Annotated in this window: 22 protein-coding genes; 14 read left to right on the forward strand and 8 right to left on the reverse strand. The window is 40.0% G+C overall.

Annotated elements, in window-relative coordinates; all coding sequences use genetic code 11:
• Positions 1 to 12: 12 nt before the first annotated feature.
• From H6G77_RS20240 to H6G77_RS20250, 3 genes are read right to left on the reverse strand one after another with little or no spacing between them, the layout of a single operon-like run.
• Positions 13 to 564 carry a hypothetical protein gene (locus tag H6G77_RS20240; RefSeq protein WP_190872559.1) on the reverse strand — a complete coding sequence of 184 codons (552 nt, stop codon included), beginning with the start codon at positions 562 to 564 and terminating at the stop codon, positions 13 to 15.
• 9 nt (positions 565 to 573) lie between these two features.
• Positions 574 to 987: a PIN domain-containing protein gene (locus H6G77_RS20245; RefSeq protein WP_190872560.1), complete on the reverse strand. Its 414-nt coding sequence runs from the start codon at positions 985 to 987 to the stop codon at positions 574 to 576.
• Positions 977 to 1,207: a hypothetical protein gene (locus H6G77_RS20250; protein WP_190872561.1), complete on the reverse strand. Its 231-nt coding sequence runs from the start codon at positions 1,205 to 1,207 to the stop codon at positions 977 to 979. Before H6G77_RS20250 ends, H6G77_RS20245 begins: the two co-directional genes overlap by 11 nt.
• A 351-nt stretch (positions 1,208 to 1,558) precedes the next feature.
• Between H6G77_RS20250 and H6G77_RS20255 the strand changes: the two genes are divergently transcribed.
• Both H6G77_RS20255 and H6G77_RS20260 read left to right on the forward strand, forming a co-directional pair.
• Positions 1,559 to 2,533, forward strand: coding sequence for a hypothetical protein (locus H6G77_RS20255; protein ID WP_190872562.1), 975 nt, complete (start codon positions 1,559 to 1,561; stop codon positions 2,531 to 2,533).
• A gap of 65 nt (positions 2,534 to 2,598) precedes the next feature.
• Positions 2,599 to 3,438, forward strand: coding sequence for a hypothetical protein (locus H6G77_RS20260; protein WP_190872563.1), 840 nt, complete (start codon positions 2,599 to 2,601; stop codon positions 3,436 to 3,438).
• Positions 3,439 to 3,512: 74 nt separating this feature from the next.
• Here the strand turns inward: H6G77_RS20260 and H6G77_RS20265 are convergent, their stop codons facing one another.
• Positions 3,513 to 5,726, reverse strand: a complete 2,214-nt coding sequence (locus tag H6G77_RS20265) for a phosphoketolase (protein WP_190872564.1) — start codon at positions 5,724 to 5,726, stop codon at positions 3,513 to 3,515.
• Positions 5,727 to 6,377: 651 nt separating this feature from the next.
• Between H6G77_RS20265 and H6G77_RS20270 the strand changes: the two genes are divergently transcribed.
• Both H6G77_RS20270 and crtO read left to right on the forward strand, forming a co-directional pair.
• Positions 6,378 to 7,136 carry a DUF2993 domain-containing protein gene (locus H6G77_RS20270; protein WP_190872565.1) on the forward strand — a complete coding sequence of 253 codons (759 nt, stop codon included), beginning with the start codon at positions 6,378 to 6,380 and terminating at the stop codon, positions 7,134 to 7,136.
• Positions 7,137 to 7,240: 104 nt separating this feature from the next.
• Positions 7,241 to 8,935 (forward strand): beta-carotene ketolase CrtO, encoded by a 1,695-nt coding sequence (crtO, locus tag H6G77_RS20275; protein ID WP_190589015.1) that lies wholly within the window; start codon positions 7,241 to 7,243, stop codon positions 8,933 to 8,935.
• A 243-nt stretch (positions 8,936 to 9,178) separates the two neighbouring features.
• On the opposite strand, the gene H6G77_RS20280 is transcribed toward crtO, so the two are convergent.
• The gene (locus tag H6G77_RS20280) at positions 9,179 to 9,877 is read right to left on the reverse strand and encodes a hypothetical protein (protein WP_190872566.1); all 699 of its coding nucleotides are present in this window, start codon (positions 9,875 to 9,877) and stop codon (positions 9,179 to 9,181) included.
• Positions 9,878 to 10,333: 456 nt separating this feature from the next.
• Positions 10,334 to 10,888, reverse strand: a complete 555-nt coding sequence (locus H6G77_RS20285; RefSeq protein WP_190589012.1) for an SRPBCC family protein — start codon at positions 10,886 to 10,888, stop codon at positions 10,334 to 10,336.
• Positions 10,889 to 11,279: 391 nt separating this feature from the next.
• On the opposite strand from H6G77_RS20285, the gene H6G77_RS20290 reads away from it, so the two are divergent.
• The 5 genes from H6G77_RS20290 to lpxD all read left to right on the forward strand — a co-directional run bounded on the left by H6G77_RS20290 (position 11,280) and on the right by lpxD (position 15,902).
• Positions 11,280 to 11,474, forward strand: coding sequence for a hypothetical protein (locus tag H6G77_RS20290; RefSeq protein WP_190589010.1), 195 nt, complete (start codon positions 11,280 to 11,282; stop codon positions 11,472 to 11,474).
• 204 nt (positions 11,475 to 11,678) lie between these two features.
• Entirely contained in the window at positions 11,679 to 11,843 is a 165-nt protein-coding gene (gene rd, locus H6G77_RS20295; protein ID WP_190589008.1) for a rubredoxin, read from the forward strand.
• A gap of 227 nt (positions 11,844 to 12,070) precedes the next feature.
• Entirely contained in the window at positions 12,071 to 13,435 is a 1,365-nt protein-coding gene (locus H6G77_RS20300; protein ID WP_190872609.1) for an NAD(P)/FAD-dependent oxidoreductase, read from the forward strand.
• A gap of 203 nt (positions 13,436 to 13,638) precedes the next feature.
• Entirely contained in the window at positions 13,639 to 14,712 is a 1,074-nt protein-coding gene (locus H6G77_RS20305; protein ID WP_190589006.1) for a hypothetical protein, read from the forward strand.
• A 143-nt stretch (positions 14,713 to 14,855) separates the two neighbouring features.
• Complete coding sequence (lpxD, locus tag H6G77_RS20310) at positions 14,856 to 15,902, forward strand: UDP-3-O-(3-hydroxymyristoyl)glucosamine N-acyltransferase (RefSeq protein WP_190872567.1); 1,047 nt, start codon at positions 14,856 to 14,858, stop codon at positions 15,900 to 15,902.
• 213 nt (positions 15,903 to 16,115) lie between these two features.
• Here lpxD and H6G77_RS20315 read toward each other — a convergent pair whose 3' ends face one another.
• Complete coding sequence (locus H6G77_RS20315) at positions 16,116 to 17,021, reverse strand: CoB--CoM heterodisulfide reductase iron-sulfur subunit B family protein (RefSeq protein WP_190589002.1); 906 nt, start codon at positions 17,019 to 17,021, stop codon at positions 16,116 to 16,118.
• Between the two features lie 316 nt (positions 17,022 to 17,337).
• Here H6G77_RS20315 and H6G77_RS20320 point away from each other — a divergent pair, with 316 nt between their 5' ends.
• From H6G77_RS20320 to H6G77_RS20340, 5 genes are all read left to right on the forward strand, one after another.
• Entirely contained in the window at positions 17,338 to 17,589 is a 252-nt protein-coding gene (locus tag H6G77_RS20320) for an acyl carrier protein (RefSeq protein WP_190589000.1), read from the forward strand.
• 147 nt (positions 17,590 to 17,736) lie between these two features.
• The gene (fabF, locus tag H6G77_RS20325; protein ID WP_190588998.1) at positions 17,737 to 18,984 is read left to right on the forward strand and encodes a beta-ketoacyl-ACP synthase II; all 1,248 of its coding nucleotides are present in this window, start codon (positions 17,737 to 17,739) and stop codon (positions 18,982 to 18,984) included.
• A 372-nt stretch (positions 18,985 to 19,356) separates the two neighbouring features.
• Entirely contained in the window at positions 19,357 to 21,369 is a 2,013-nt protein-coding gene (gene tkt / locus H6G77_RS20330; protein WP_190588996.1) for a transketolase, read from the forward strand.
• Positions 21,370 to 21,783: 414 nt separating this feature from the next.
• Positions 21,784 to 22,215: a DUF6006 family protein gene (locus H6G77_RS20335; protein WP_190588993.1), complete on the forward strand. Its 432-nt coding sequence runs from the start codon at positions 21,784 to 21,786 to the stop codon at positions 22,213 to 22,215.
• Positions 22,216 to 22,683: 468 nt separating this feature from the next.
• The gene (locus H6G77_RS20340; protein ID WP_313954514.1) at positions 22,684 to 25,617 is read left to right on the forward strand and encodes a CHAT domain-containing tetratricopeptide repeat protein; all 2,934 of its coding nucleotides are present in this window, start codon (positions 22,684 to 22,686) and stop codon (positions 25,615 to 25,617) included.
• A 231-nt stretch (positions 25,618 to 25,848) separates the two neighbouring features.
• Here H6G77_RS20340 and H6G77_RS20345 read toward each other — a convergent pair whose 3' ends face one another.
• Entirely contained in the window at positions 25,849 to 26,082 is a 234-nt protein-coding gene (locus H6G77_RS20345; RefSeq protein ID WP_190588991.1) for a hypothetical protein, read from the reverse strand.
• Positions 26,083 to 26,156 lie beyond the last annotated feature (74 nt).

Consider the following 26,156-nt stretch of genomic DNA (forward strand, 5'->3'; position numbering starts at 1 on the left):
CAAAACGGGTGATTAATTAATTACTACAGAAGATGGAATCAGAGATGCGACAAAAGCAATTATTGATTCTATTAATGGATGTTGTTGTAATATTTTTATTTCTGTATTTGTGATGTTGTCAAATATTTTTGCATTTATTTGTTCACCTTTTCCAAATACTATCTCTAAAAACTCTTTAGGGTTAATTTTGGCTAATTGCCATTCTAAATCATTAAATTTGCGTTGTGCTATTTTTTCAATTAATGATTTATCTTGTAAAAATACAATTTCTATTTCGGGAACTGCAAAAAAGATTTGATAGGGAATCCCTGGTGATGCTTGATTTAGTGCATAGTTAATTAAATCATGTCTTTCCCATATTTGAGATTCGTTATCTGTATCTGCATCTAAGACAAGAGCAACAGGTGTGTTTCGAGTCGCAAGCAATGAACTAGCTAAAGAACGCGCACCATAAGAGCTTTCACCCGCTATAAATTGAATATCTTGAGTCAGATTTTTTGGCAGTAATTTTTGTAAAATTTCTTTATCTTTATTGCCTACCGTAATTATGTATACCAATGTCATATAAAAATCTCAAACAAATGGATTTATGATTCTTAATTTATTTTCTATTAACTGATTATGTTGCATATCTTCTGAGTAAATGATGAAACATTCACTTAATAAAGCTGTAGATATAATCAAACTATCCCAATAAGAGTAGCTATATTTATTGTTGATTTCTAATGCTTGTATAACCTCTGTTGTGTTAATTGCCAGAATTGGAAAGGTATTAACTATATCTGATATAATAGTGGTGGCATCTGTTGTAGATGTGAATTTTTTTCTCGTTAAAACATGAAATAATTCACCTAATACTTGAGTGCTAACTAGCAAAGATGAATAATTATTTTTAATGATTTCTGCAACTTGTTGGGATTTTTCAGGCGGATTTTTAGCATAGAGATAAATCCAGAGGTTAGTATCGAGAAAAATTTTATCTTTCATAAATTTCGTCTCGATTAAATTTATAATCTGCGGGGAGTTGGAAAGAGTAGTTATTAACTTGTGCTAGAAATTGCTGTATTTTTGATGCTTGATGCTCTTGATTAGGTTCACTGGGTTCAATAATCATAATTTGTAGGGTTTTACCTTCTAATTCAGAACTGAGTTTTTCATTTAAAACAAGTTCACCGTTGGTGCAAGTTGCTTTGATGATTTGCAGCATTATAAATAACTTTAAGTCCTAAACTGATGAGTATGGCTATAATTCCATTATAAATTATGCAATTCAAAGCATCACGTCCTCTTTTTCTAGATAAAAAGCTCCCCTGTAGGTTGGGTGGAACGAAGTGAAACCCAACAAATTATATCAATGCTCATAACAAAAATCTATCAGGTGGAAATCAAGGTTATTTGGTGTTGGGTTACGGCGCAAATATTAATTCGTTGTGCTGCCAATATACAAGCTCGCGCCTCCGCCTAACCTGCGAAACTTGCGTACCACTGAGAATTTTGTTGCTGAAACCGAAATCTGAAGGCTATAATACGTTGCTATATTTAAAGTTAAAAGTTAAATATGAAAGAAGCTCGTCATATAGCTACTGGAAAAATAGTTCGCGCATCTGAAGTAGATTATGCAGAATATTATGGAATCTTTCAATGTCCATCTTGTAAAGTAGCATTGAGACTACGAAAAGAATATACTCGTTCAGATGGAACAACAATAACTGCTGCTTTTATTCATCCTCCAGGTGAAACAGAATTACAAAAAAAATGTCCATATCGAATAAATATGGATTTTGGTAATACAGAAGTAAAAATAAATTTTCCTCATTCTCGTGAACAATGTTTTAAGATTTTGAAAAAGAATTTTTTGAAATCTTTAAAGATTTATAGTAAAGTTAGCATTACAGAACATTATGCAACAAATAAATCAGCCCTAGAATCTATTCGCATTTTTATAAATTTAAACAAGAAAATAATTGCAGCACCACAAAATGGTCGATATATTTTAGAACTCACAGAATCAAAAAAAATTGAAAAAATTTTGCAAGATAAAGTACATCAAAGAATTAATTCTTATGACCCAAAATCAATACGTAGAAGGATAGAACTTGATTTTCTAAAAAGTGAGTTGGATTTAGTAATACAAAAATCCAATAGTTTAATTTGGGTACTAGAATTTTTAATTTATGAAGCTAGTGATGATTTTATGGAAGAAACATTAGATTATATCTTTGGTAAGTATGTTGGTAATCAGGGAATCAAGGGTATAGAATTAGAATATGAAATCAGTAATTTTAGTATAGGTAATTTGAGTTTTGGTGAAATAAAAAAAATATTGGGTTTTGAGTTAAGCATTATAAAGCAGGCGGATAAAATTTTATTAAATGATAAATTAATAAATCTTTTTTTTGATCAGATGTACAAAAAAGAATTTTTGGACACCAATGCACTTATTTTTAATGAGACAAAAAAAATTCATAATGCAGTATTTGATTACATCATAAATTATCTAATTGATTTTCCTTGGAAACATCTGTTGTATTAGCTATTTGATTAATTTAGGTTATTAAAAATGTTATTTTTTCTAGATTATCACTTTGTAAAGTAAACATGAATAAAGAAGAAATAGAATTATTTAGTAAGATTAGCAATCAATTTTTACAAGATATATTTTTTATAATAGGTATTGTAATTACAATACTTACATACATTAATGCAAAACGAACAATTCTTCAGCCAATAAAAACTGAAGTATTCAAATTGCAGGTAGTAAAATTTACATCAATTTTAGATATTTTGGATAAACAAGGCTATGCGGAAATAGAAAAATGTTTTGAAAAAATTCTATTTATTAATACTTGCTCACTTTGTGACGATTATGCAGAATTATTTTTTAATATTGAATTAAACAGAAATACAAGACCATATAATACAGAACAAATAGACAAGATAATATGGAATGTATATTCCCTGGAAGATATGGAAGAATACAATAAACTTAGGAGTGAATTTAATGAGTTAGTCACTATTAAAAACAATCTGGAAGTCAGTAAGTTAAAAGAGAAATTAATTCACAAAAACAATTTAATTTTTTGGAATAAATATAAGTATAAAGAATTGAAAATTACTGCTGAGTACATGGATTTGTTAAAAAAAATAATAGATATAAAGTCATCTCCACTATTGCCACAGGGACTTTTATCATTACTTGAAGAATTTATAGAAGCTATGAACAAAAATTTAGATTTAGTTGTTGAGATATTAAATCAATATACTCAAAAATTACCAAATGATTATTTCATACAGGAAATAATTGGAGAAAAGTCTAGGATATTTATATTAATTAACCTTATATATAATAAAGAGTTAAAAAATTTAGAATTGATTGCTAATAAAATTGTTCAATATATTAGAAATTACTGGCTAATCGAAAAAATTAATACACAATAAATAAAGCCATACAATAGGTGTAAGTACACTATATTAATTAATTGATATAGTGTACCTATGTACTTTAAAAATGCCTAATGCACTAACTCAATAGCCCGCTTCGTCAACGCTTCAGCAGTCAAACCATTAAACGCCATCAACTCACCAGCACTAGCTGTAGTTTCGCCACGTTTCCAGGCAAAAGTATCGCGCTTGCTGTTGCTTCTTAACATAATTGGTTCTAACATTGCCGCAGCGCCACCAGTTACACCAATTAGTCCATCACCGCCAAATAATTCAGTGAATTTTCCATCATCAATAAAACCACCATCGGCTTCAGAACAAGTATTCCAAGCCACATCACTAGGACGATATAAACGACGGGGGTTAATAACAGAAACTATCTTCACCCCAATACCTTCTGTTTCTAAGAAAGCGGCGGCTTCAAATACAGGAATTAATGTCATATCACCGATAACTGCAAAGACAACTTGCTTTCCGCCAGTAATTTCATGTAATACTATTGCACCATCTTCTAAGCCTTGTTGAGTTTGTTTTAATGTTGTATGAATTGGCAAGGGTGACTTACTGGCAGTGATGACAATTCCTTTATTTTTTGTTGTCAATGCCCAGTCATAACAAGCTTGGATACTATTAGCATCAGGTGGGAATAACGGAAATACGTTTCCATTTCGCATCATTGATGCAAAGTAGGCTTCAATTTCGGGACGTTGGTGTGTCCAACCGTTACGACCTTGTTCTAATGCGCCTGCTGTGAATAGAGTAATTGTTGATGGAGTTTGACGGCGTAATTCTGCCATTGCTTGAATGACTGTTTGCCAAATTGGTAAACCATTGATGGCAAAAGATTCGTAAGAACACCACAAAGTTCTTGCACCCATGAGTGATAAACCAACTGCTAAACCTGCACAAGCATCTTCACTTAATGGTTCGTAAACTTGGCCGTTTGGTGCTTGGTTATATAAGTCATCGGTGGTGGGGTGAATAATTTTTAAGGCTTGGTTGATGTTGCCAATTCCTGATGCTTCGTTACCGTCGGCGTTGGTGACGAGGAAGTTTTTATCTTTTTGTCCGACGATACCAACTAATCTTCCCATTGCGGTGGTTGAAACTTTTGGTTCGCCGCCAACTGCATATTCTTCTAATGGCAATTCACCTAAATCTGCCAATGGTAATTCAAATTCTGTCACTACAGTTTTCGCAGCCGGGCCACCACCAGCGCGTTCGGCGTTAGTTCTAACTGTTTGCCAAGCTTCTTGTGATAAGGCGCGTGTTTGCAATGCGCTGATAATGTGCGGTGCATCTAGGGTGTCTTTGGGATATAAGTTGTGCGATTTTGCACCTCTGGCGTGAACGCCTGCGCCTTTGAGTTGTTTGATAATAAATACGGTGAGTTTACCACCAAGGGCGGAACGTGCAGCTTTATCAACAGCTACTAATACGGCTTGGGTGAAGGCGAGGCGTTGCTCAAAGGAAAAGGCGGTACTATCAACGTAGTCGCCTGGTTGATTTTTGTCGTCAAATTCTTTGGCATCAACGAGAATGACTTCTGCAAAACCGTTACCTTGCCAGTAGGCTTTCATCTCATCATTGCTTTTGAGGGAAACCATGCTGTGATGTTCTTGGCTGTAACCGTTCCACACCAGCACAGGTAAGAAGTTGGTGACGCTGGGATAGGCGGTGTTGAAGTGCGCCATTGAACTCATGATGTAGGGTTCACCTAGTCCACCGTCGCCGAGGGTGAAGGGGAAAAGTTTGTCTCGGTGGAGGAGTGCAGCCGCCATTGCAAAGTGTTGCCCTTGTCCCAAAGGCCCGGCGGGTGCGAGAATGCCGGGAATGTAGCCGGAAAGGTGTCCTAAAAGTCCGTGCTTTTCGCGGAAGCGATCGCGCAATTGTTGTACTGTAAAAATGCCCATGTCTTCTAAGGAGCGATCCAAAAACATGGCACTATAAAATCCAGGGGCGTGGTGTCCGACTTCGGTAATAATATTTTTGTAGCCCAGCATGACTAATGCTGCATACGCTTCCGCTTGGCTGGCAAACCCGCCGGGGTGTCCTGATGCTTTACTCCCAGTGATTTGCAATGTCAGGTAACGCAAGGCATCAGCAGCAAGTAAAGTTTGATATACGGCTGTGGTATCTGAAGGAGATGCGATCGCTACTTTATCTGAATCTATCGCAGGTGTAGCACCATAAGTGGCAAAATCTGGTAACGCTTCGCCAAAATATTGAATTCCTTCACAAAAATCAGGAAGCGCGGCAGATGCCTTTGGTGTAATTGCTGTCATGCTGAGTACCTTATAACGATGAAGGGAAACTGTAGATGCCCGTGGAATTTAACAAAAATTTTACATCTTCAGGGCTGTAACAGTTTATTGCATTTTTACAACCAAAGGATAAGCAGTTTAAATGATTGTTAGAGAAAAACTTATATAGGACAGGTGAGAGGTGATAGGTAACAGTAAAGCAAGATGTAGAGAAGACCTCACAAAAATCATCATTAGTAAGTGATAATTTTTTTCAACCCGCCCATATTTATTCAAAAATCAAATAGAAACCCTATATTTTTCGCTTAGTGGAGTTAAGTAGGTGGACACAATTATTTAGAAGACGCATTTCGACTTCTCCCCAAGGGAGACGCTACGCGAACGCTCAATGCTCGATCCTTGAGAAGACGAGGGTTGAGCGCAGCGATGCACTGAGCTTGTCGAAGTGTCGAAACCCGGCAACTTCAAGTTAGGTTTAATTTAGTCCTTCTACTTAATATTTGCTTTCTTAATTTCATCTCATCTTCCCAATACCTTTCATTTAGTATCAGAATTTACCTGTCACCTGTCACCTTTTCCCTTCTAACCATCTGTATATACCATCCTGTAGATCCTTTTTTGGGTATGTAAGGTCTAAAGTAAGCATTATGGGACGCTATGAGATAAAAATCCATGCCAGAAGAACGCAGGTTGGAAGAACAATTCATCTCCCAGGAAGCCGAACGCCAGTTATCCAACCAACTGGATGAAGCTGAACAAATTGATGTCGATGTGCAGACTGATTTGTTCAAAATAGTTCAAGGACAAGCAGATGGTGTTTCTTTGAGTGCCAAAGGATTGGTTTTTAAAGAAAATATCCGGGTTCAAGACATCAAACTGCAAACAGATAAAATTGCCGTCAATCCTGTAAGCGCGATTTTTGGACAGATTGAATTAAATGCGCCAGTAAATGCGATCGCTCGCATTATCATGACAGAATCAGATATTAATCAAGCCTTAAATTCCGAATTTGTACAGAATTCGCAAAAAAATTATGAATTAAATGTTGAGGGTGAAAATGTCAGGTTGGAAATGCAAAATATACAATTAGCTTTCCCTGGTAATAATAAAATTCAATGCCAAGGATTAATAGGCATTACAGAAAAAGGTAAAAATCGCCCGCTTGGTTTTACTGCCCAATTCCAACCCAAAACTTACACTAATCCTATCATTTTAGAAAGTTTTAATTGCCATCAGGGTGAAGGGATAACTTTTGAATTAGTTTTAGCAATCATACAGAAAGTCAAAGAACTACTTAATCTGCAATATTTTACCTGGGAAGGGACAAAATTTAAAATTATCAATCTGGATGTCAAGCAGCAGCATTTAATACTCTTAGTTGAAACTCAAATGCAGCATATCCCAGCTTCTATCTCAGAAATGACTAATTAGGAAAATCATTATAGTATTAGTTGATTTAACTAAATCTACTTAATCTTGTAATTTTTTTTGAGTCTTTGTAAGATTAACAAGCCACTCTATTATAAACTATAAATATGCAAGAATATGATGTTGTGATTATCGGTGCAGGACATAACGGACTAGTTTGTGCAGCATATTTGCTCAAAGCTGGCTATAGTGTCCTACTTTTAGAAAAACGTTCTGTTCCTGGTGGTGCCGCAACAACTGAAGAATGTTTACCCAAAGAAGCACCAGGATTTAAATTTAATTTGTGTGCAATTGACCATGAATTTATTCACTTGGGGCCAGTAGTTGAAGAATTAGAACTGAAAAAATATGGCTTAGAATATTTAGAATGTGACCCAGTGGTTTTCTGTCCCCATCCCGATGGCAAATATTTCTTAGCACATAAATCTTTAGAAAAAACTTGTACAGAAATTGCTCGTTATAGTGAACGTGATGCTAAGAAATATGCCGAGTTCACTGACTATTGGCAACGGGCATTAGGCGCAATGATTCCCATGTTTAATGCACCACCTAAGTCAATTATAGATATTGTTGGTAACTACGACATTACAAAACTCAAAGATTTATTCTCAGTGATTGGTTCACCAAATAAAACACTGGATTTTATTCGCACAATGCTAACCAGTGCGGAGGATTTACTCAATGAGTGGTTTGATTCGGAATTTTTAAAAGCGCCACTAGCCAGATTAGCATCAGAATTAGGTGCGCCCCCATCACAAAAAACCCTTGGTATTGGTGCAATTATGATGGCAATGCGTCATGATCCTGGTATGGCTAGACCGCGTGGTGGCACTGGTGCATTAGTCAAAGCTTTGGTGAATTTAGTTACTAGTAAAGGTGGCACAATTCTCACAGATCAGCACGTAGAAAAAGTGTTGATTGATGATGGTAAAGCTGCTGGTGTACGCGTTGCTGGTGGTACAGAATATCGAGCGAAATATGGTGTAATTTCTAATATTGATGCCAAGCGGTTGTTTTTACAGATGACCGATAAAAGCGATATTGACTCAGCCGATCCTGATTTGTGGGAAAGATTAGAACGCCGCATTGTTAACAATAACGAAACCATCCTCAAAATCGATTTGGCTTTAGATGAACCTCTGCGTTTTCCTTTCCACGCGCACAAAGATGAGTATCTTGTGGGTTCTATTTTAATTGCTGATTCTGTGGCGCATGTGGAACAAGCTCACAGTAAGTGTACCTTGGGCGAAATCCCAGACTCTGATCCATCAATGTATGTAGTGATGCCCAGTTACCTTGACCCCACCTTAGCACCACCAGGAAAACATACTGTTTGGATTGAATTTTTCGCCCCCTATCAAATTGCAGGTGCAGAAGGTACAGGCTTAAAAGGTACTGGTTGGACTGATGAGTTAAAAAATCAAGTTGCTGACAAGGTAGTTGATAAGTTAGCTACTTACGCACCTAATGTCAAAACAGCGACTATTGCCCGACGGGTAGAAAGTCCCGCAGAGTTAGGAGAAAGATTAGGCGCATACAAAGGAAACTACTATCACGTCGATATGACTTTAGATCAGATGGTGTTTTTCCGTCCATTACCAGAAATCGCCAACTATAAAACCCCCATTGACAATTTATTCTTAACTGGCGCGGGTACTCATCCTGGTGGTTCAATTTCGGGAATGCCAGGACGCAATTGTGCGCGGGTATTTTTACAATCGAAGCATCCCATTACTCAGACTTTGAAAGATGCTAGAGATTCGATTAAATCGACTGTCGGATCTGTGTTTGGGATTGTTTAGCCTATAACTTACGCACAAAGATTATCTGTGGAGATTGGGTGTAAGGGTGTGTGACATAAGGGTTTTAGATACATACACCCTTCCCTACACCCTTGTCAAAACCCTTGATTTTTCGTTTTTATGCGTAAGTCCTAAAATAAAAACCCCACAGAAATTTGTGGGGTTATTTTGTGAATTACGGTGACTCTAGTTATCTAAAACACATCAAATTTGTTCAGTTCAGGTTATTTTATGTTACAAAAACTAAACATTTGCGAGGCGTTGTTCCAACTCTTCCAGGCGTTGAGCCATTAAGCTGATTACTTCTTGGCTATCGTCTATTACATTAGGTTCGCCGGGTTGAGATGTCACAACAGGCGGACGCACTAGAGATGGTAATCTGACTAAGCTACCACCGCTTGCTGTAGGCAGAGCGTAGGCAATTTGATCAAAGTCAGGAACAGAATCATCGATATTTTTGGGTAGGAAAGTTCCGCGATGTTCTGGAGTTACTAGCAGTTCATAAGATGGCCCGCCGATTGTCGCTCTAGAGATGCTCACATACCCACGAATCTCTAAATTTTTAGCTCCTGTAAACAGGTCTACATTTTGCAGATCAGGTAGTAAAGTAACTAGTGCGGTATCATTCGCAGGAATACCAACATTAAAAGTAAAGCGTTTAGGATTACCTGGAACTGGAATTAATTCAGAAAAATCATTATTTCCTAAAACATCACGGATTGTGACTGTATCTACTAGATTTAATTCAGGTGTCGTCGCTGTAAATTCTAGTCTCAAGCGTGCAGGTGCATCAGTAGTATTAGCAATAGTTAAAAAGTAACCTTGCACAACTCTACGAGCAACTTTTCCTAGCTTTTGAACAACATCGGGTGGTAAATTACCTAAATTATCTGTAGGAGCAATGGGGTTAACAAGTAATTCAAAAGTTGAAACTAATGGCATAATTAATTCTCCATGTGATTTAGTTTATTTCTCTAAGCTTGTGATGATTATTGCCAGATTTATAAATGGCAAAATCACAAAATTAGAGTGGGATTGCAGACTGAGGAATGTTTTTTTGTCCGCTAATTATTCCACAGGCTTAAACTTTGTATTTACGCAAAACTTCTGACTCTTTAATATTTCTTTACAATTGTCTTGGCTGAGGTATATCCAGAAAATTGATTAAAGTCTTGCAGCGTAAGGATTATCAGATATATGAATCTATGTCAGAAATACAGAGAAAGCATATATACTCATCTCCAATGACTCACACACCTCTATTCCCTGTCTCTGTTGTAAAATAATTAAGGCTTGCTATTATGCAATAAATTCTACTGATAAAAAATATAGCCCAGACGTTTATATGGTCTGGGCTATATGCAGAAGCCTAAATTAATTCTGTTGTCAATATTGCGATTACTGCTTACACATAACCTGACGCATTTTCCGCATATTTGCAGGTAGTTCAAAGTTCATAGCTTGCTGAATAAAAATTGAAGGGATGGGAATATTGGGTGTGGCTTGGACATTATAAGCCAGCAAAGTGCCGTTACCAAAATCTTTTAAATCTACGCAGGCGCTAAAGTCTTCAAAAGTGCCTTTTTCCATACGGAAGTGAATTTGTTGTCCAATGACTTCCGCAACGCTGAGATAAATTTCGACTTGGGCTGTGAAAAATAAAAAGGCTTTTTGTGCTGCTTGGTACAGGCGTTTTGCTTCACCTCTGTGCATAACTTCGCTTCTGGTGATATCAGGAAAATATTGCACCCAACGAGGGTAGTCAGTGAGTTGCTGCCATACGTGCGATCGCATCATCGGTAAATACATCCATGCAGTAACTGCACCGCCCCACGCCGTATGCGATCGCGCTTCTACCAAAATTTCGCCCTGCATTAACAATCTTCGCTTGTCATCGCTCCAAGGCATATCTAAACCTGCAATAATTGGGTCGGAAATATGAGACGCAGCCATATTAAATTACTCACTCCTCACTTTGCCACACTTCCAGAGTTAAAGTTAATCAACGTCTATTAGACTTTAAGATCAACCCACTCAAATTTAGTTCCACTTTTCAAACACCATTTTCCGGAACTAATATCATCTCCTGATATTTTTCTGTGAAATCACTTATAAAATCGTATTGCTGATTACATTTAATCAAATCTAAATTTCGGCAACTATAACAATAACACTACTTTTAAATATATAGGATTCATATTTGATTTATGAAAAAATATAGTACACCCAGATCAGGCTTATTTCCTACTCCCCACTCCCCACTCGCTACTTAATAAAGATAATTCCCAAAATCAAACCGCATTACTATAGAAGTGTAATAAATTTTGAATCAAAGGCACATTCCATGAATCAATCTTCCTTAAATCGTTGGCTAACTCAAGTTTTTGGAATGCTACTAGGCATTGGCATTACCATTTGGATTCTTAGGGGTTTTGGGCTTCTGACCTTTCTCCCTGGTGGAATCATTTGGTTGTTTATTTTAGGTGCGATCGCTGTGGCAATCATCAATTTCGCCCAAAGAACATGGTGGCGTTTCTAATCTAGAACTAATCAGCAAATTATGTGATTTTACTGAAATAAGGTTGTCGAAGCTGGTAGAAATACAACTTTTTCAACTTATTTGATTTTAGTTTTTTAAGAAATAAACACCATATAGAGAAAATGCGGAGGTTTGAGTACTGAGTGCTAAAGCAAAACCTCAATCATCCTGCAAAAATCATTTAATAAATTCAGGGAGAAAACAATGGAAACTTACGAATGCACTGTTTGTGGCTACGTGTATGATCCAGAAGTGGGTGATCCTGATGGGGGAATTGCCCCAGGAACACCATTTGAAGATATCCCGGAAGATTGGGTGTGTCCCGTTTGCGGGGCGACAAAAGACCAATTTGAACCAGTAGAAGTGTAATTTGGGGAGTAGGGAGTGGGAGAGACAGGGGAGACAAGGGAGACAAGGGAGACAAGGTATAGAAATGACGGATAAAAACAAAAAATCACGCGGTGAAATTCAGCCGAACTGTGTTGTGTATTTCAAACTCTTACACCGAGTCTCCACAGAAAATATTTGTGCGTAAGCCCTAAGATAAAAGAACAAATGACCATTGACCATTGACTAATCAACGAGATTCTTTAAAATTGCAACCGTTACAAATTGTCGTTATTGGGGGTGGGGCTGCGGGATTTTTTGGTGCGATCGCTTGTGCTAATGCCAACCCTTACGCCCGTGTTATTTTACTCGAAGCCAGCCGTCAACCATTAGCCAAAGTCAGAATTTCTGGTGGTGGACGCTGCAATGTCACTCATGCTTGTTTTGAACCAGCCGCCTTAGTGGCGAATTACCCCAGAGGTGGAAAAGCTTTGCGGGGTGCTTTTAGTCGCTTTCAAGCTAAAGATACGATTTCTTGGTTTGCTAACCACGGAGTACCACTGAAAAAAGAAGCTGATGGACGAATGTTTCCGGTGACAGACAGTTCGGAAACAATTGTGCAGTGTTTGATGAATGCGGCTGAAGACAATGGGGTAGAACTGCGGACTGGTACACCAGTTGTCTCAGTGAAACGATTACCCAACACTCAGCACTCACACTTCGACTCCGCTCAGTGTACAACACTTGAAACTCAAAACTCAGCACTCAGCGAGAAGTTGCGTGCGGGGGTTTCCCCCGTTGAGCAAACTTCGGTGACTCAGCACTCAGCACTCAGCACTAAGTTTGAAGTTTATTTGAAATCAGGTGAAACTTTAAAATGCGATCGCCTACTATTAGCCACTGGTAGTAACCCCATCGGCTATAAAATCGCCCAAGAATTTGGTCATCAAATTGAACCACCCGCGCCTTCATTATTTACCTTTAACATTCCTGACCCTAGTTTGCGGGCTTTAAGCGGTGTGAGTATGAATCCAGTGCGTTTGCGGCTGTCTGTTCCCCAACAACCAGCCTTAGAACAAATAGGCCCGTTGCTGATTACCCATTGGGGTGTGAGTGGCCCGGCGGTGTTGAAACTTTCGGCTTGGGGGGCGAGAATGTTGTATGAAAATCGTTATCAAGCCACTTTAACAATTAACTGGCTACCTGATTTATCACAAGAAGAAGTCCGGGAGAAAATTGTAGCAGTTAAAAATGAATGGGGAAGAAAAGCGATCGCCTTACATCGAGGAATTGATTTACCCCATCGTCTTTGGCAATACTTGATCAACCGAGTCGATATTAATACGGAACTTCGTTGGGCAGAAATCCCTAACAAAACCCTAAATCAATTAGTGCAAGAAATTTCCCAGGGTAAATACTTAATTAATGGCAAAGGTGCTTTCAAAGAAGAATTTGTTACCTGTGGTGGGGTTAGCCTTAAAGAAGTAAATTTTAAAACAATGGAGAGTAAATTAACTACTGACCTTTACTTTGCCGGTGAGATTTTAGATATTGATGGGATTACAGGTGGATTTAACTTCCAAAGTGCCTGGACAACGGCTTATTTAGCAGGTTTAGCAATGGCAGAAAATTAATAAAAACTACAGAATCCCGAATGTGAGCTATCTAAGTACTGTATCCTTTGTTTTACTGTGAAGAAGTGGGAATAATACTTCAGTAATGCTACATCAACCGTAACAAATAATACTTGTTTTCAAGCATTTCTCTCATTGTCACTCCACATTTGCAGCAGCCACCCTAGAGTAAGCGATTTTTCGCATTTTTTGTTGAAGGGTGTATGTCAAACTACCAATCTACTCTGTCTGAAATTACATTGCAGGGCAGTCAATATATGCTGCATGGCTTTCCCGTATTAGGAATGCCATCTCAAGAACGTGCCGTTAAATACTTCAGTCTGAATCCATTTCTCCCAGATGCCCAGAATCGTTGTCCGGTTGAATGTGCTTATTGTGTCTGTCACCAAGACCGGGAATGGCATCATCATCCAGAAAGCTTTGAGAATAATGTCACCCCGGCTGACCTAATTGATCGTTTATTAGACCGGATTTTTGCCACCCCAGAAGGACAAAAAGGCTATCCCATTTCCTTATGTGACTATTCTGATCCGTTCATTCCAGCCCATCGGGAACGTGTATTGTCAATCCTCGATGCACTGATTGACCGTCAAGCCGCCAACATGGTCTACATCACCACCAAAGTTCATCCAGGTCAAGCATTTCTCGAACGTTTAAAAGCTACCTTAGCCAGGCCAAATGCGCTGCGAGTCACAGTTTTTGTGAGTTTACCACCTTTGAAACCTGGTTATGAACAAGCCTCGATTCCAGGAAGAGTCAGGCTGTTACAAGATTTAGTCCAACTGGGTATTCCTTGCTGCTGGTATCTGCGTCCTTTAGTAGAACAGTGGTTTGATGAAGCGTTGATGTGGCAATTAGCACGTACACTTTTACCCTACGTCGCCCATCATGTAATTTTGTCTGGGATTGTCATGTCGGAAGAAATTGAAGAGAGTTTATTAAAACAAGGTTTGATAGTACCCCAATGGGATCGTACACAACCAGGGCGCAAACAACTTTTATCAGCAAAATTTGAGTCGCAATTGCGTTCTATTCTCAGCACAGTAGCCAGTGAACACAATATTTCCCTTGGCCCAGTCATGGGACATCGACTCTGTGGTACAAATGGTAATCATGCTTACGGTTGTTTGATGTGTGCTAAACAAAACCGTTATTGCCAACTGTTTCAGCTGCATCACTACGGTGAAACGATCACGGCTGAAGATAATCAACGATTAAAAGTCCTGTTGCGGCAGAATCTCCAACCTAAAGTGCCATCAGCCGAAGAATGCCATTAAAAATACACTATTTAGAATTAGAATTCAGAATTTATTAATGGGGGATGCAAATCCCCTATTTTCTTGTTTACAGGACTTACGCACCAAGATAGTCTGTAGAGACAATAATCTTGCTTGCGACAAGTTTTCAATCAACCTAAAAAATGAAATTCAGCGAAATCATCAGCCAATTCAGGGAAATTACCACTAATAACAGTCTGATAACTTACCCAGACCAAGATATAGACATCACCGGGATAGCAGCGATTGATGAAGCCATCACTGGGACTATTAGTTATGTCGAAGGTAGTAAATTTGCGTCTTTAATTAATAAGACAAACGCAAGTGCTTTAATTCTGCCCGAAGATCCAACTTTGCAAACTCAAGCCCAAGAACGTGGGATTCCTTGGGTAAGTACAAAAGAACCAAGACTCTTATTTGCCAAGGTTTTGACTCTGTTTTATCAACCATATCGCCCCAGTCCAGAAATTCATCCGACGGCGGTGATTCATCCCACCGCAAAGATTGGTAATGATGTTTACATCGGCCCCCACGCAGTATTACAAGAACGGGTGGAAATTGGCAATTATGCGATTATTCATCCGAATGTTGTAATTTATCCAGATGTCAAAATTGGCGATCGCACTACCTTACACGCTAACTGTACAATTCACGAACGCAGCCAAATCGGTGCAGATTGCGTAGTTCACAGTGGCGCTGTGATTGGTGCAGAAGGTTTTGGCTTTGTACCTACCCGCACTGGTTGGTTCAAAATGGAACAATCAGGCTACACAGTACTAGAAGATGGTGTAGAAATTGGCTGTAACAGTGCTGTTGACCGTCCAGCAGTCGGTGAGACGAGAATTGGTAAAGATACCAAAATTGACAACTTAGTACAAATCGGGCATGGTTGCCAAATTGGTGTGGCTTGCGCGATCGCCGGTCAAGCCGGGATGGCTGGCGGTGTAACATTGGGTAATCGCGTGATTTTAGCAGGACAAGTGGGAGTTGCCAATCAAGCTAAAATTGGTGATAGAGCAACCATCTCGGCTCAAAGTGGCGTTCTGCACAATGTTGACCCAGGAGATATTGTCTCTGGCACTCCTGCGGTTCCTCATAAGGTATATCTTAAAGTAGCTAGTATTTACAGCCGTTTTCCAGAGATGTATCAGTTTTTTAGACAACTACAACGTCAATTAGGGCAAAAATAAGTGGTAATTAGAAAGGCAAAAGTAATAGGACTGACGCAATTGTCAGATTTTTTTCGTTGAGCCTGTCAATAGTCAATGGTCAATAGTCGAAAAAAACCTTGATTTTTGACCATTGACTCTTGTACCAGAAAATAGGTGTGGTAGTACAACAAGGCAAAAGTAAAAGGTCAAAAAGAAAAAGAAAATAATTTTTACTTTTACCTTGATCAATGATCAATATCCCAATTTTTCTAAAACTGGTTTTGTCGAAACAATATGTCTGTCTAACCCAAGTTCTTCAGGTTTAACTCCTAGTGCTAAAGCAATTAACTGCGGTAAATGTAATACTGGCAAACCTAACTTTTTGCCAATGACTTTTTCTACTTCTGGTTGACGGGAATCTAAATTTAAATGGCACAAAGGACAAGGTGTCACTAAACAATCAGCCCCATTTGCTATGGCTTCTTGAATGTGCATTCCTGCCATTTTAAAAGATTCATTGGTGGCGTAACTAGCCAATGGCCAGCCACAACATTGGGTGCGACCACGATAATAAATTGGTGTTGCACCCACAGCCCGAAACACATTTTCCATTGCTTCTGGTTGGAAAGGATCATCTAATAGCATGGTTTTTTGTCCACGCAACAGATAGCAACCGTAAAAAGCCGCACATTTTAAATTGGTTAACTTGCGGGTGACGCGCTGGCTAATTTCCTCCAAGCCATAATCTTTGACCAAAGCATAAAGCAAATGTGTTACTTCTGTACTGCCCTGATAAGGCGAACAACCTTCTTTTTTGAGTAAGCCATTTACTTGCTCAACATAAGTCGGATTGCTATTTTGGCAATCTTTTAGGCGTTCATTAACATGACCAATGACACCTTGACAGGTACTACAATGAGTGAGTAGTGGAAGATTTAAGGATTCTGCTAAAGCAATATTTCTGGCGTTGACAGTATCTTCCAACAATTGGGAGTCTTCTTTAAATGTGCCGGAACCACAGCAAGCAGCTTTTTTGAGTTCAATCAATTCAATTCCTAAAGCTTGCGTGAGGGCTTGGGTAGATTGATACAGTTCTCGACAAGCACCTTGGGCGACACAACCTGGAAAGTAAGCGTATTTCAGCGTTGAAGTAATCATAAAAATAAAAGGAACTAGGGGTTAGGGACTAGAGGCTAGTCTTGTTTGTTACACAACACTCGGCACTAGGAATTTATTTGGACATTAGTCAAAAAAATAGTAACAATTAGTAAGTAGAAGCATTTATACAGTGTAGGCGATCGCCAAAATTGTCATACTACCTGATCTAACCCTGGGGGGCTAGGGAAAAAGTTTTCGAGAAGAAAATACTTCGGTAGTATACGGGCGATCGCGCTTTCCGATAAGATGTATATGCTCAAAAACCATGTCACTCATCAAGAGCGGCTAATAGCAACTGGTCAAGGAATTTTATTGTATGAGCCAAAAAGATACTTTTGAAAAGGTCAAGAAAAGCGTCGCTGATCAACTAAGTGTTGACGAGGAAAAGATTACTCCCAAATCTAATTTTATCGATGATCTAGGTGCTGATTCCCTGGATCTCGTCGAGCTAGTTATGGCTTTTGAAGAAGAATTCGAGATTGAAATTCCTGATGAAGCCGCCGAAAAGATTTTGACAGTCCAAGATGCGGTTGATTACATTAACAATCAAGTTGCCACATCCGCTTAAGAAAGTGCTGAGTCAAAAGTGCTGAGTGCTGAGTAGTCAAGAGTTAAGAATTATTTTATCTTTCTCACTTAGTCTTCCTACTTAAAAACTCAGCACTCAGCACTCAGCACTCTCATTTGCAGCTTTCTCGCTACCTTTAACTGAGTCATGACAGATTATATACGTAAACGTGTTGTGGTAACTGGTGTTGGCGCGATTACACCTATTGGCAACACACCGACTGAATATTGGGAAGGATTAGTCAGTGGACGCAATGGTATAGACTACATCACCCATTTTGATGCGTCCAGCCATGATTGTCGCATTGCTGGTGAAGTCAAAAACTTCGATCCACATGCTTATCTAGAGCGCAAAGAAGTCAAGCGGATGGATCGATTTTCACAGTTTGGGGTTTCAGCAGCAAAACAGGCATTAGCGGATGCAAATCTGGTAATTAACGAGCTAAACGCAGAACAGATAGGGGTGGTCATTGGTTCTGGCGTAGGTGGGATTAAGGTATTAGAAGACCAGCAAACAGTCTACCTGAACCGTGGCCCCGATCGCTGTAGTCCCTTCATGATCCCAATGATGATTGCTAACATGGCAGCCGGATTGACAGCCATTCACACTGGTGCAAAAGGGCCAAACAACTGTACCGTGACTGCTTGTGCTGCTGGTTCCAACGCCATCGGGGATGCTTTTCGCCTGATTCAAGGAGGATACGCTCAAGCTATGATTTGTGGTGGCTGTGAAGCAGCAATTACACCCTTATCTTTAGCCGGATTTGCTGCCTGTAAAGCCTTGTCTTTCCGCAATGATGATCCGACTCATGCTTGCCGTCCCTTTGATCGCGATCGCGATGGATTTGTCATGGGTGAAGGTGCGGGAATTTTAATTTTAGAAGAACTGCAACACGCTCTCAGTCGTGGCGCACGCATTTATGGGGAAATGATTGGTTATGCGATGACTTGTGATGCTTATCACATGACCTCCCCGGTTCCCGGTGGTGAAGGTGCAGCTAGAGCCATTCAACTAGCACTCAAAGATGCAGGTATTACCCCAGAACAAGTAACCTACATCAACGCGCATGGCACAAGTACTCCAGCCAACGATGCCAACGAAACCAAAGCCATCAAAAAAGCCTTGGGCGAACATGCTTATAAAATAGCGGTTAGCTCTACAAAATCAATGACAGGTCATTTGTTGGGTGGTTCTGGTGGTATTGAAGCCGTTGCAACTGTATTGGCGATCGCCAACGAAAAAATTCCCCCAACCATTAATCTCGAAAATCCTGACGCTGAGTGTGACTTGGATTATGTGCCTCACACCAGCCGCGCCCAAACCATTGAAGTGGCGCTGTCCAATTCCTTTGGCTTTGGTGGTCATAATGTTACCTTAGTCTTCAAAAAGTACTGAGTGATGAGTAATGAGTACTGAGTGATGAGTAATGAGTAATAAGTGTAGGATTAATACTTCACACTTCGTACTTCTCCTCAGATTTGCCAGACAAAAGTATCATAGATATCATTCCCAGCTGAACCAAGGGTTCAGCATAACCAATATTCTCAGGTCGATTAATTACCATAAACTCAGGAGATCCCGCTTGTCCATCGCCAATCGGGAATGGGATGATGAGGATACGGTAGGGGAATACCTATCAGTTATCAGTAATCAGTTCAGAGCAGTAGTAAATTCTATTTTGATAACTGTTAACTGTTAACTGTTCTAACAACCCCGGTAAATGAGAAGATCGCAGAGTGCTAACCCGTCGTTAAAAACAATCTTATTATGGCTGTTGCAACCCAATCCCTCGAAGAACTGTGTATTAACTCAATCCGCTTCTTGGCTGTCGATGCTATAGAAAAGGCAAAATCGGGACACCCAGGGCTGCCGATGGGCGCTGCTCCAATGGCATTTGTGCTATGGGATCGCTTCATGCGGTATAACCCCAAAAATCCCAAGTGGTTTAACCGCGATCGCTTTGTCTTGTCGGCTGGTCATGGCTCGATGTTACAGTATGCACTGCTGTACTTAGCAGGTTATGACAGTGTAAGTATCGAAGATATCAAGCAATTTCGTCAGTGGGAATCTAAAACCCCTGGACACCCAGAAAACTTTGTTACCCCAGGGGTAGAAGTTACCACTGGCCCTTTAGGACAAGGTATTGCCAACGGAGTTGGTTTAGCCATCGCTGAAGCACATCTGGCAGCTAAATTCAACAAACCCGATGCCAAAATTGTTGACCATTATACTTATGTCATTCTCGGTGATGGTTGCAACATGGAAGGTGTTTCTGGTGAAGCAGCTTCCCTGGCTGGACACTTGGGCTTAGGTAAACTCATCGCCCTTTATGATGACAACCACATCTCTATTGATGGTTCTACAGATGTGGCATTTACAGAGGATGTTTCTAAGCGTTTTGAAGCTTATGGCTGGCATGTGCTTCATGTGGAAGATGGTAACACCGATTTAGCAGCCATCCACAAAGCCATTGAAGCAGCAAAAGCTGTCACCGACAAACCATCAATGATTAAGGTGACAACCACCATTGGTTATGGTTCTCCTAACAAAGCCAACACTGCTGGGATTCACGGTGCAGCTTTAGGTGGAGATGAAGTAGAATTAACCCGGAAAAATCTGGGTTGGGAAAACGAGCCATTTGTGATTCCGCAAGATGTTCTCAACCATACCCGCAAAGCAGTAGAACGCGGTGCAGGTTACGAAGCTGACTGGAACAAAGCATTTGCTGACTACAAAGCTAAGTATCCTCAAGAAGCGGCTGAATTTGAGCGTTATATCAGTGGCAAACTAGCTGATGGTTGGGATAAAGTACTCCCCACCTACACCCCTGAAGATAAAGGCTTACCCACCCGTAAACATTCCGAAACCTGCCTCAACAAATTGGCTGCGGTTTTACCTGAATTGATTGGTGGTTCCGCCGACTTAACCCACTCCAACTTGACCGAAATCAAGGGTAAAGGCGACTTCCAAAAAGGACAATACCAAAACCCCAACATTCACTTTGGTGTGCGGGAACATGCAATGGGCGCAATTTGTAACGGTATTGCCTTGCATGATTCAGGGTTGATTCCTTACGGTGCTACCTTCCTGATCTTCACCGACTATATGCGGGCGGCTATTCGCTTATCTGCCTTGTCTTTAGCAGGATCGATTTGGGTAATGACTCATGACTCCATCGGTCAAGGTGAAGACGGCCCCACCCACCAACCAATCGAAACCCTCGCTTCCTTGCGTGCTATTCCTAACTTGACAGTGATTCGTCCCGCCGATGGTAACGAAACCTCTGGTGCATACAAAGTAGCGATTGAAAGAGCAAAACAAAATGATCCTACTTTGTTGGCGTTAACTCGGCAAAACGTTCCTAACTTAGCAGGTACATCTATTGAAGGTGTAGCTAAGGGTGGATACACTGTTGTTGATTCTGAAGGTACACCAGAATTAATCATCATTGGTACTGGTTCAGAATTGAATCTTGCTGTTACTGCTGCTGAGAAACTCACAGCCGAAGGTAAGAAAGTACGTGTTGTCTCCTTACCAGCTTGGGATTTATTTGAAGCACAAGACGCAGCTTATAAAGAATCTGTTCTGCCAAAAGCTGTCACCAAGCGTTTAGCTGTAGAAGCTGCTTCTAGTTTTGGCTGGCACAAGTACATTGGTACTGACGGCGATACTGTTACCATTGACCGCTTTGGTGCTTCTGCGCCTGGTGGCGTTTGTTTAGAAAAATTTGGCTTTAGCGTTGATAACGTATTAGCTAAAGCTAAACAATTGTTGGGTTAATCGCAACAGCCAACATATTCTCTTAATTTGCCAGGGTGGGTAATTTACCTGCCCTTTTTTTGTTGTTCATAGGACTTGTATACAAACGAAAAATCCAGGTTTGGAGAGAGGGTTTAGGGGTGTATTTATCTAAAACCCTTACACCCTCTCTCCACAGAAAATCTTTGTGCGTAATACCATTTTGGATTTTAGATTTTGCGAAAAGTTGCGTGGGCGGGTTCCCCGACTTGAGCAAACTTTTCAAGACAGATTTTGGATTGAGACAGGCTTTACTGGTAAGCTTTTGAGCAATTCATTTGTCGCAATCATTCTTCAATTTGGTATAAGCCTTAAATTATGTTGCATAAACGCTAAGACCGATACATATAGATTAAATGAAAAGTACAGATTAAATTTCCGTATTGGTGAAGCATCATGAAAAACATTACAAAGTGGCTTTTAGGCTTGGCGATCGCACCTGCTGGTTTATTGTTATTATCTAGTCACACTCAAGCTAGTCAAGTTGCAGGTGAGTGGTTCTTTGGTTTTTGGGATTGTAACATTGACGGTAGATCAGCCCGAATGGAATGGAAAGTAGTAGATGACCCCCAAACTAGTTGCAATGGGAATATTTGCTCTACTACTTCTGGTGTGCGTTTAATTGGGCGGTTCAGTGATAACGGTAGCGCGTGGGTTCCTTTAGCAAAACGTTTTTCTAGCAACCGCAGACAAGATTTAGGTATTCGTTATTTAGGCGCAGAACAAGATGATTGGTATCTGAAATACAACAGTCAAACTCGACGCGCAGAGGGTTGGACAACCTGGCGCGGTAATCGCTATCCATTACAATGTCGTAAGCGCAGATAAGTGGTAGTAACCTAACATTTGCTGTTCAAAGAATGAACGTTCGAGTTCTGAAGGCAAAGTTTCAGCCTTTTGACTCGAACGTTGAGGTTCTGAGGGTTAACGTTGAGGCTTTGAGGTGGAAGTGTCAGGAAATTTTCTGTGTTGGGTGTTTTGAGATGTGAGATTTTTTCACGCAGAGGCAAGGCAGCGCGTTGGGCGGCTCTGCCGACTTGAAGCGACTGCCGCGCAAAGGCGCAGAGAGGAATAGGAGAGTTTTTGATTTTTTTGACAATTGCTTTGCGAAAATTGCTGAGTCCGGCATGATTTACTTAACAGTCATCAGTAAACAGTCAACAGTAATCAGCAATATATTTTGAAGTCCCTTACTTCTAAAAAGTGGTAGTTAACAACAGTCAAATCTCCAACTAAAACCCTGATAACTGTTAACTGTTAACTGATAACTGACTTATACAAGCTTGTAGGTTGACCGTGAAAAAGTTATTCAGTGCGATTAATACTGCGGGTATTTGTCTTGCACCTTGGATGGTAGCAGGTGCGATCGCAACAGGGTTATTGTTAAGTGTGCCAGTCACAGGAATAGCGCAACAGCAAACCCGCGCATATTCAGCCAAGGAGCAAGCAGCTTTACAAGAAGCGTCAGAACTGAATCAACAAGTACTTAAGTTATACCAAGAAGGTAAATACAGTGTAGCTATCCCATTAGCAGAAAACGCATTGGCTATTCGAGAGAGGGTGCTGGGAAAAGAACATTCTGATGTCGCTACTAGCTTGAATAATTTGGCAATATTGTATGATGCACAGGGAAAATATCAACAAGCAGAGCCATTGTATCTGCGCTCCTTGGCTATTCGAGAGAAAATACTGGGTAAGAGACATCCTGTTGTCGCTATTAGCTTAAATAATTTAGCAGAACTATATCGAAAACAGGGAAAATATCAACAGGCGGAACTACTCTATCTTCGCTCTCTGGCTATCTTTAAAGAAGTGCTAAGTACAGAAAATCCTACCGTTGCCACTGTTTTAAATAACTTGGCAGAACTATATCGAGAACAGGAGAAATATCCACAGGCAGAACCACTGTATCTCAGATCATTATCTATCCGAGAGAAGGTACTGGGTAAAGAACATCTATCGGTAGCAGAAAGTTTAAATAATTTGGCATTACTGTACTATTTACAAGGCAATTATCAACAAGCGGAACCACTCTATCTTCGCTCTCTGGCTATTTTAGAGAAGATGCTGGGGAAAGAACATTCATTAGTAGCAGAAAGTTTGAATAATTTGGCATTGCTGTACGACGCACAAAAGAAATATCAACAAGCAGAGCCATTGTATATCCGCTCTTTGGCTATCCGAGAGAAGGTACTGGGTAAAGAGCATCCATTAGTTGCTACTAGTTTGAATAATTTAGCAGCTCTATACTATGTACAGGGAAAATATAAACAAGCAGAAACACTGTATCTCCGCTCTTTAGCTATCTATGAAAAAGTTTTGGGCAAAGAGCATCCATTAGTTGCTACTAACTTGAATAATTTAGGTCTTCTGTATAAAGTACAGGGAAAATATCAGCAGGCAGAAACACTATATCTCCGCTCTTTGGCTATTAGAAATAAGGTGCTTGGTAATTTCCATCGTGATGTCGCTACTAGTTTGAATAATTTGGCTCTACTGTATCAAGCACAAGCTAATATCACCTATGCTACAGATTTCTTGAAGCGTGGACTAGAAGTTGAAGAACACAATCTCAATTTAATTTTTGCTGTCGGTTCTGAACAACGAAAACAGGATTATCTCATAACTTTTAGCGGAACAACTGATATAACTGTTTCCCTATCTCTACAAGAAGCTCGCAATAATTCAACAGCCGCATCTCTCGCCCTAACTACTGTACTCCGTCGCAAAGGGCTGGTGTTAGATGCCGTAGCTGACAGTATCCAAATCTTACGCTCTAAACTTGATAAAAACCCCGAAACTCAAAAGTTATTCGCTCAATGGCTGCAAATACAACAGCAACTCTCAGCCTTAATCTACTCTCAGCCAGAAAAACAAATCGCTAACCTAAAAACTCAACTAGAAAAACTGGAAGCCGAAAAAGAAAAGTTAGAAGCAGCTATTAGTGTTAAAAGTGCCGAATTTCGTCAACAAACCCAACCAGTAGAACTCAGTGCAATTCAAGCCAAGATGCCTAAAGATGCAGCCTTGGTAGAAATTGTCCAATATCAACCATATAATATCAAAGCTAAAACAGATGCTCAAAAATACGGTAAACCGCGTTATGCGGCGGCGGTGTTGCGTTCTTCTGGTGAACCGAAGTGGGTTGATTTGGGTGAAGCCGCAGAAATTGATAAGTTAGCCATAGATTTTCGTGCAGCGTTAGCCACAGGTAAAATATTTAAAAAACTCGCCCGCACTTTAGATGCAAAATTAATTGCACCCATTCGTCCTTTATTGGGTGATGCCAGTCATATTTTAATTTCGCCTGATGGGCAATTAACATTAATTCCCTTTGAAGCTCTCAGAGATGAGCAAGATAAATTTTTAATTCAAAATTATGCTTTTTCTTACCTCACCAGTGGAAGGGATTTGTTGCGTTTCAACTCAAATGTTAAAAATGCTTCTGCACCTGTGGTATTGGCAGATATTGACTACAACCAAACCCAAACTGTCGTCTCAGCCAAACCATCTGGTGTACGCGGTTCCCAAAATCGCCGTTCTGGTGAGTTAGCTAACCTAGAATTTGAATCATTACCTGCAACTAAGGAGGAAGCCGCAGCGATTAAAAAGATTTTACCAAATGCCAAGTTACTGTTAGGTAAAGATGCCACAGAAACGGCTGTTAAACAATTACAAAACCCTAGCATTTTACACTTGGCAACTCACGGTTTCTTTATTGCTGATGTGGAACAAAATCTCAACGCCTCAGCAGATTTGGAATTAACACCAAGTCAACCGAAGATTTTAGAAGTGGAAAATCCACTGTTGCGTTCTGGGTTGGCGTTGGCTGGGTTTAATCAACGCAAGCAAGCGACAAATAACAATGATGATGGTGTGCTGACGGCGTTGGAGGTGGCGGGTTTAGATTTGCGTTCTAATCAATTAGTTGTACTTTCTGCTTGCGACACTGGTAATGGTGATGTGAAAGTTGGCGATGGTGTTTATGGTTTGCGTCGGGCTTTGGTAATTGCTGGTTCGCAAACTCAAGTTTTAAGTCTGTGGCTGGTGGATGATACGGCGACAAAGGAATTGATGGTGAAGTATTACCAAAATTTGCAAGCCGGAAAGGGGAGACATGAGGCTTTACGGTCTGCACAGTTGGATTTGCTCAATAGTCAAGAGTATAGCGAACCACAATTTTGGGCGGCGTTTGTTCCTTCTGGTAATTGGACTGCTTTAGGCAAATAGTGGGCTTTCAATCAATACAGTTCAGTTAATAGCAAGTTAGGCAAGAATATTGAGTTTCGCTACGCTTTAACGCCACTTTAACGACAGTCGCCTCAAGTTGGGGAACCCGCCCACGTAAGTGCTTCCCCAACCTATGCCGAAATAGTATTAATTTAGTTATCAGGAGTGCAAGGTTAGAGTGCTGAGTAAAAATCTTCCCCCTGACTTGGTTGGTGGGCGTAGCCTACCGCCTTAAGTAAAACTCTCCCAGGCTTGAGCGAGCAGTTGACTTAGCCAACGGCGTTGCTGTCTATCTAGCAATGGATCATCTTCGAGGACTTGTGCGGTTAAGTCTTCTAAAGATTTACCTTGAGAACGGACAATTTTAATTACTCCTGCGATCGCGGAAGCTACAAGTTCTTCATCAATGGGCTTTTGTTGTAACGCAAGAATATCTTGGGGGCTATCTGGAATGGGATAATTCATGGCGTGGGTTTACAAAGTTACAAAATGGAAAAAAAAATTGACAAATTATTAAAAGTTCTTTACAGAATCTTTAT

This window comes from Aulosira sp. FACHB-615 (assembly GCF_014698045.1).
Classification (GTDB): Bacteria; Cyanobacteriota; Cyanobacteriia; order Cyanobacteriales; family Nostocaceae; genus Nostoc_B.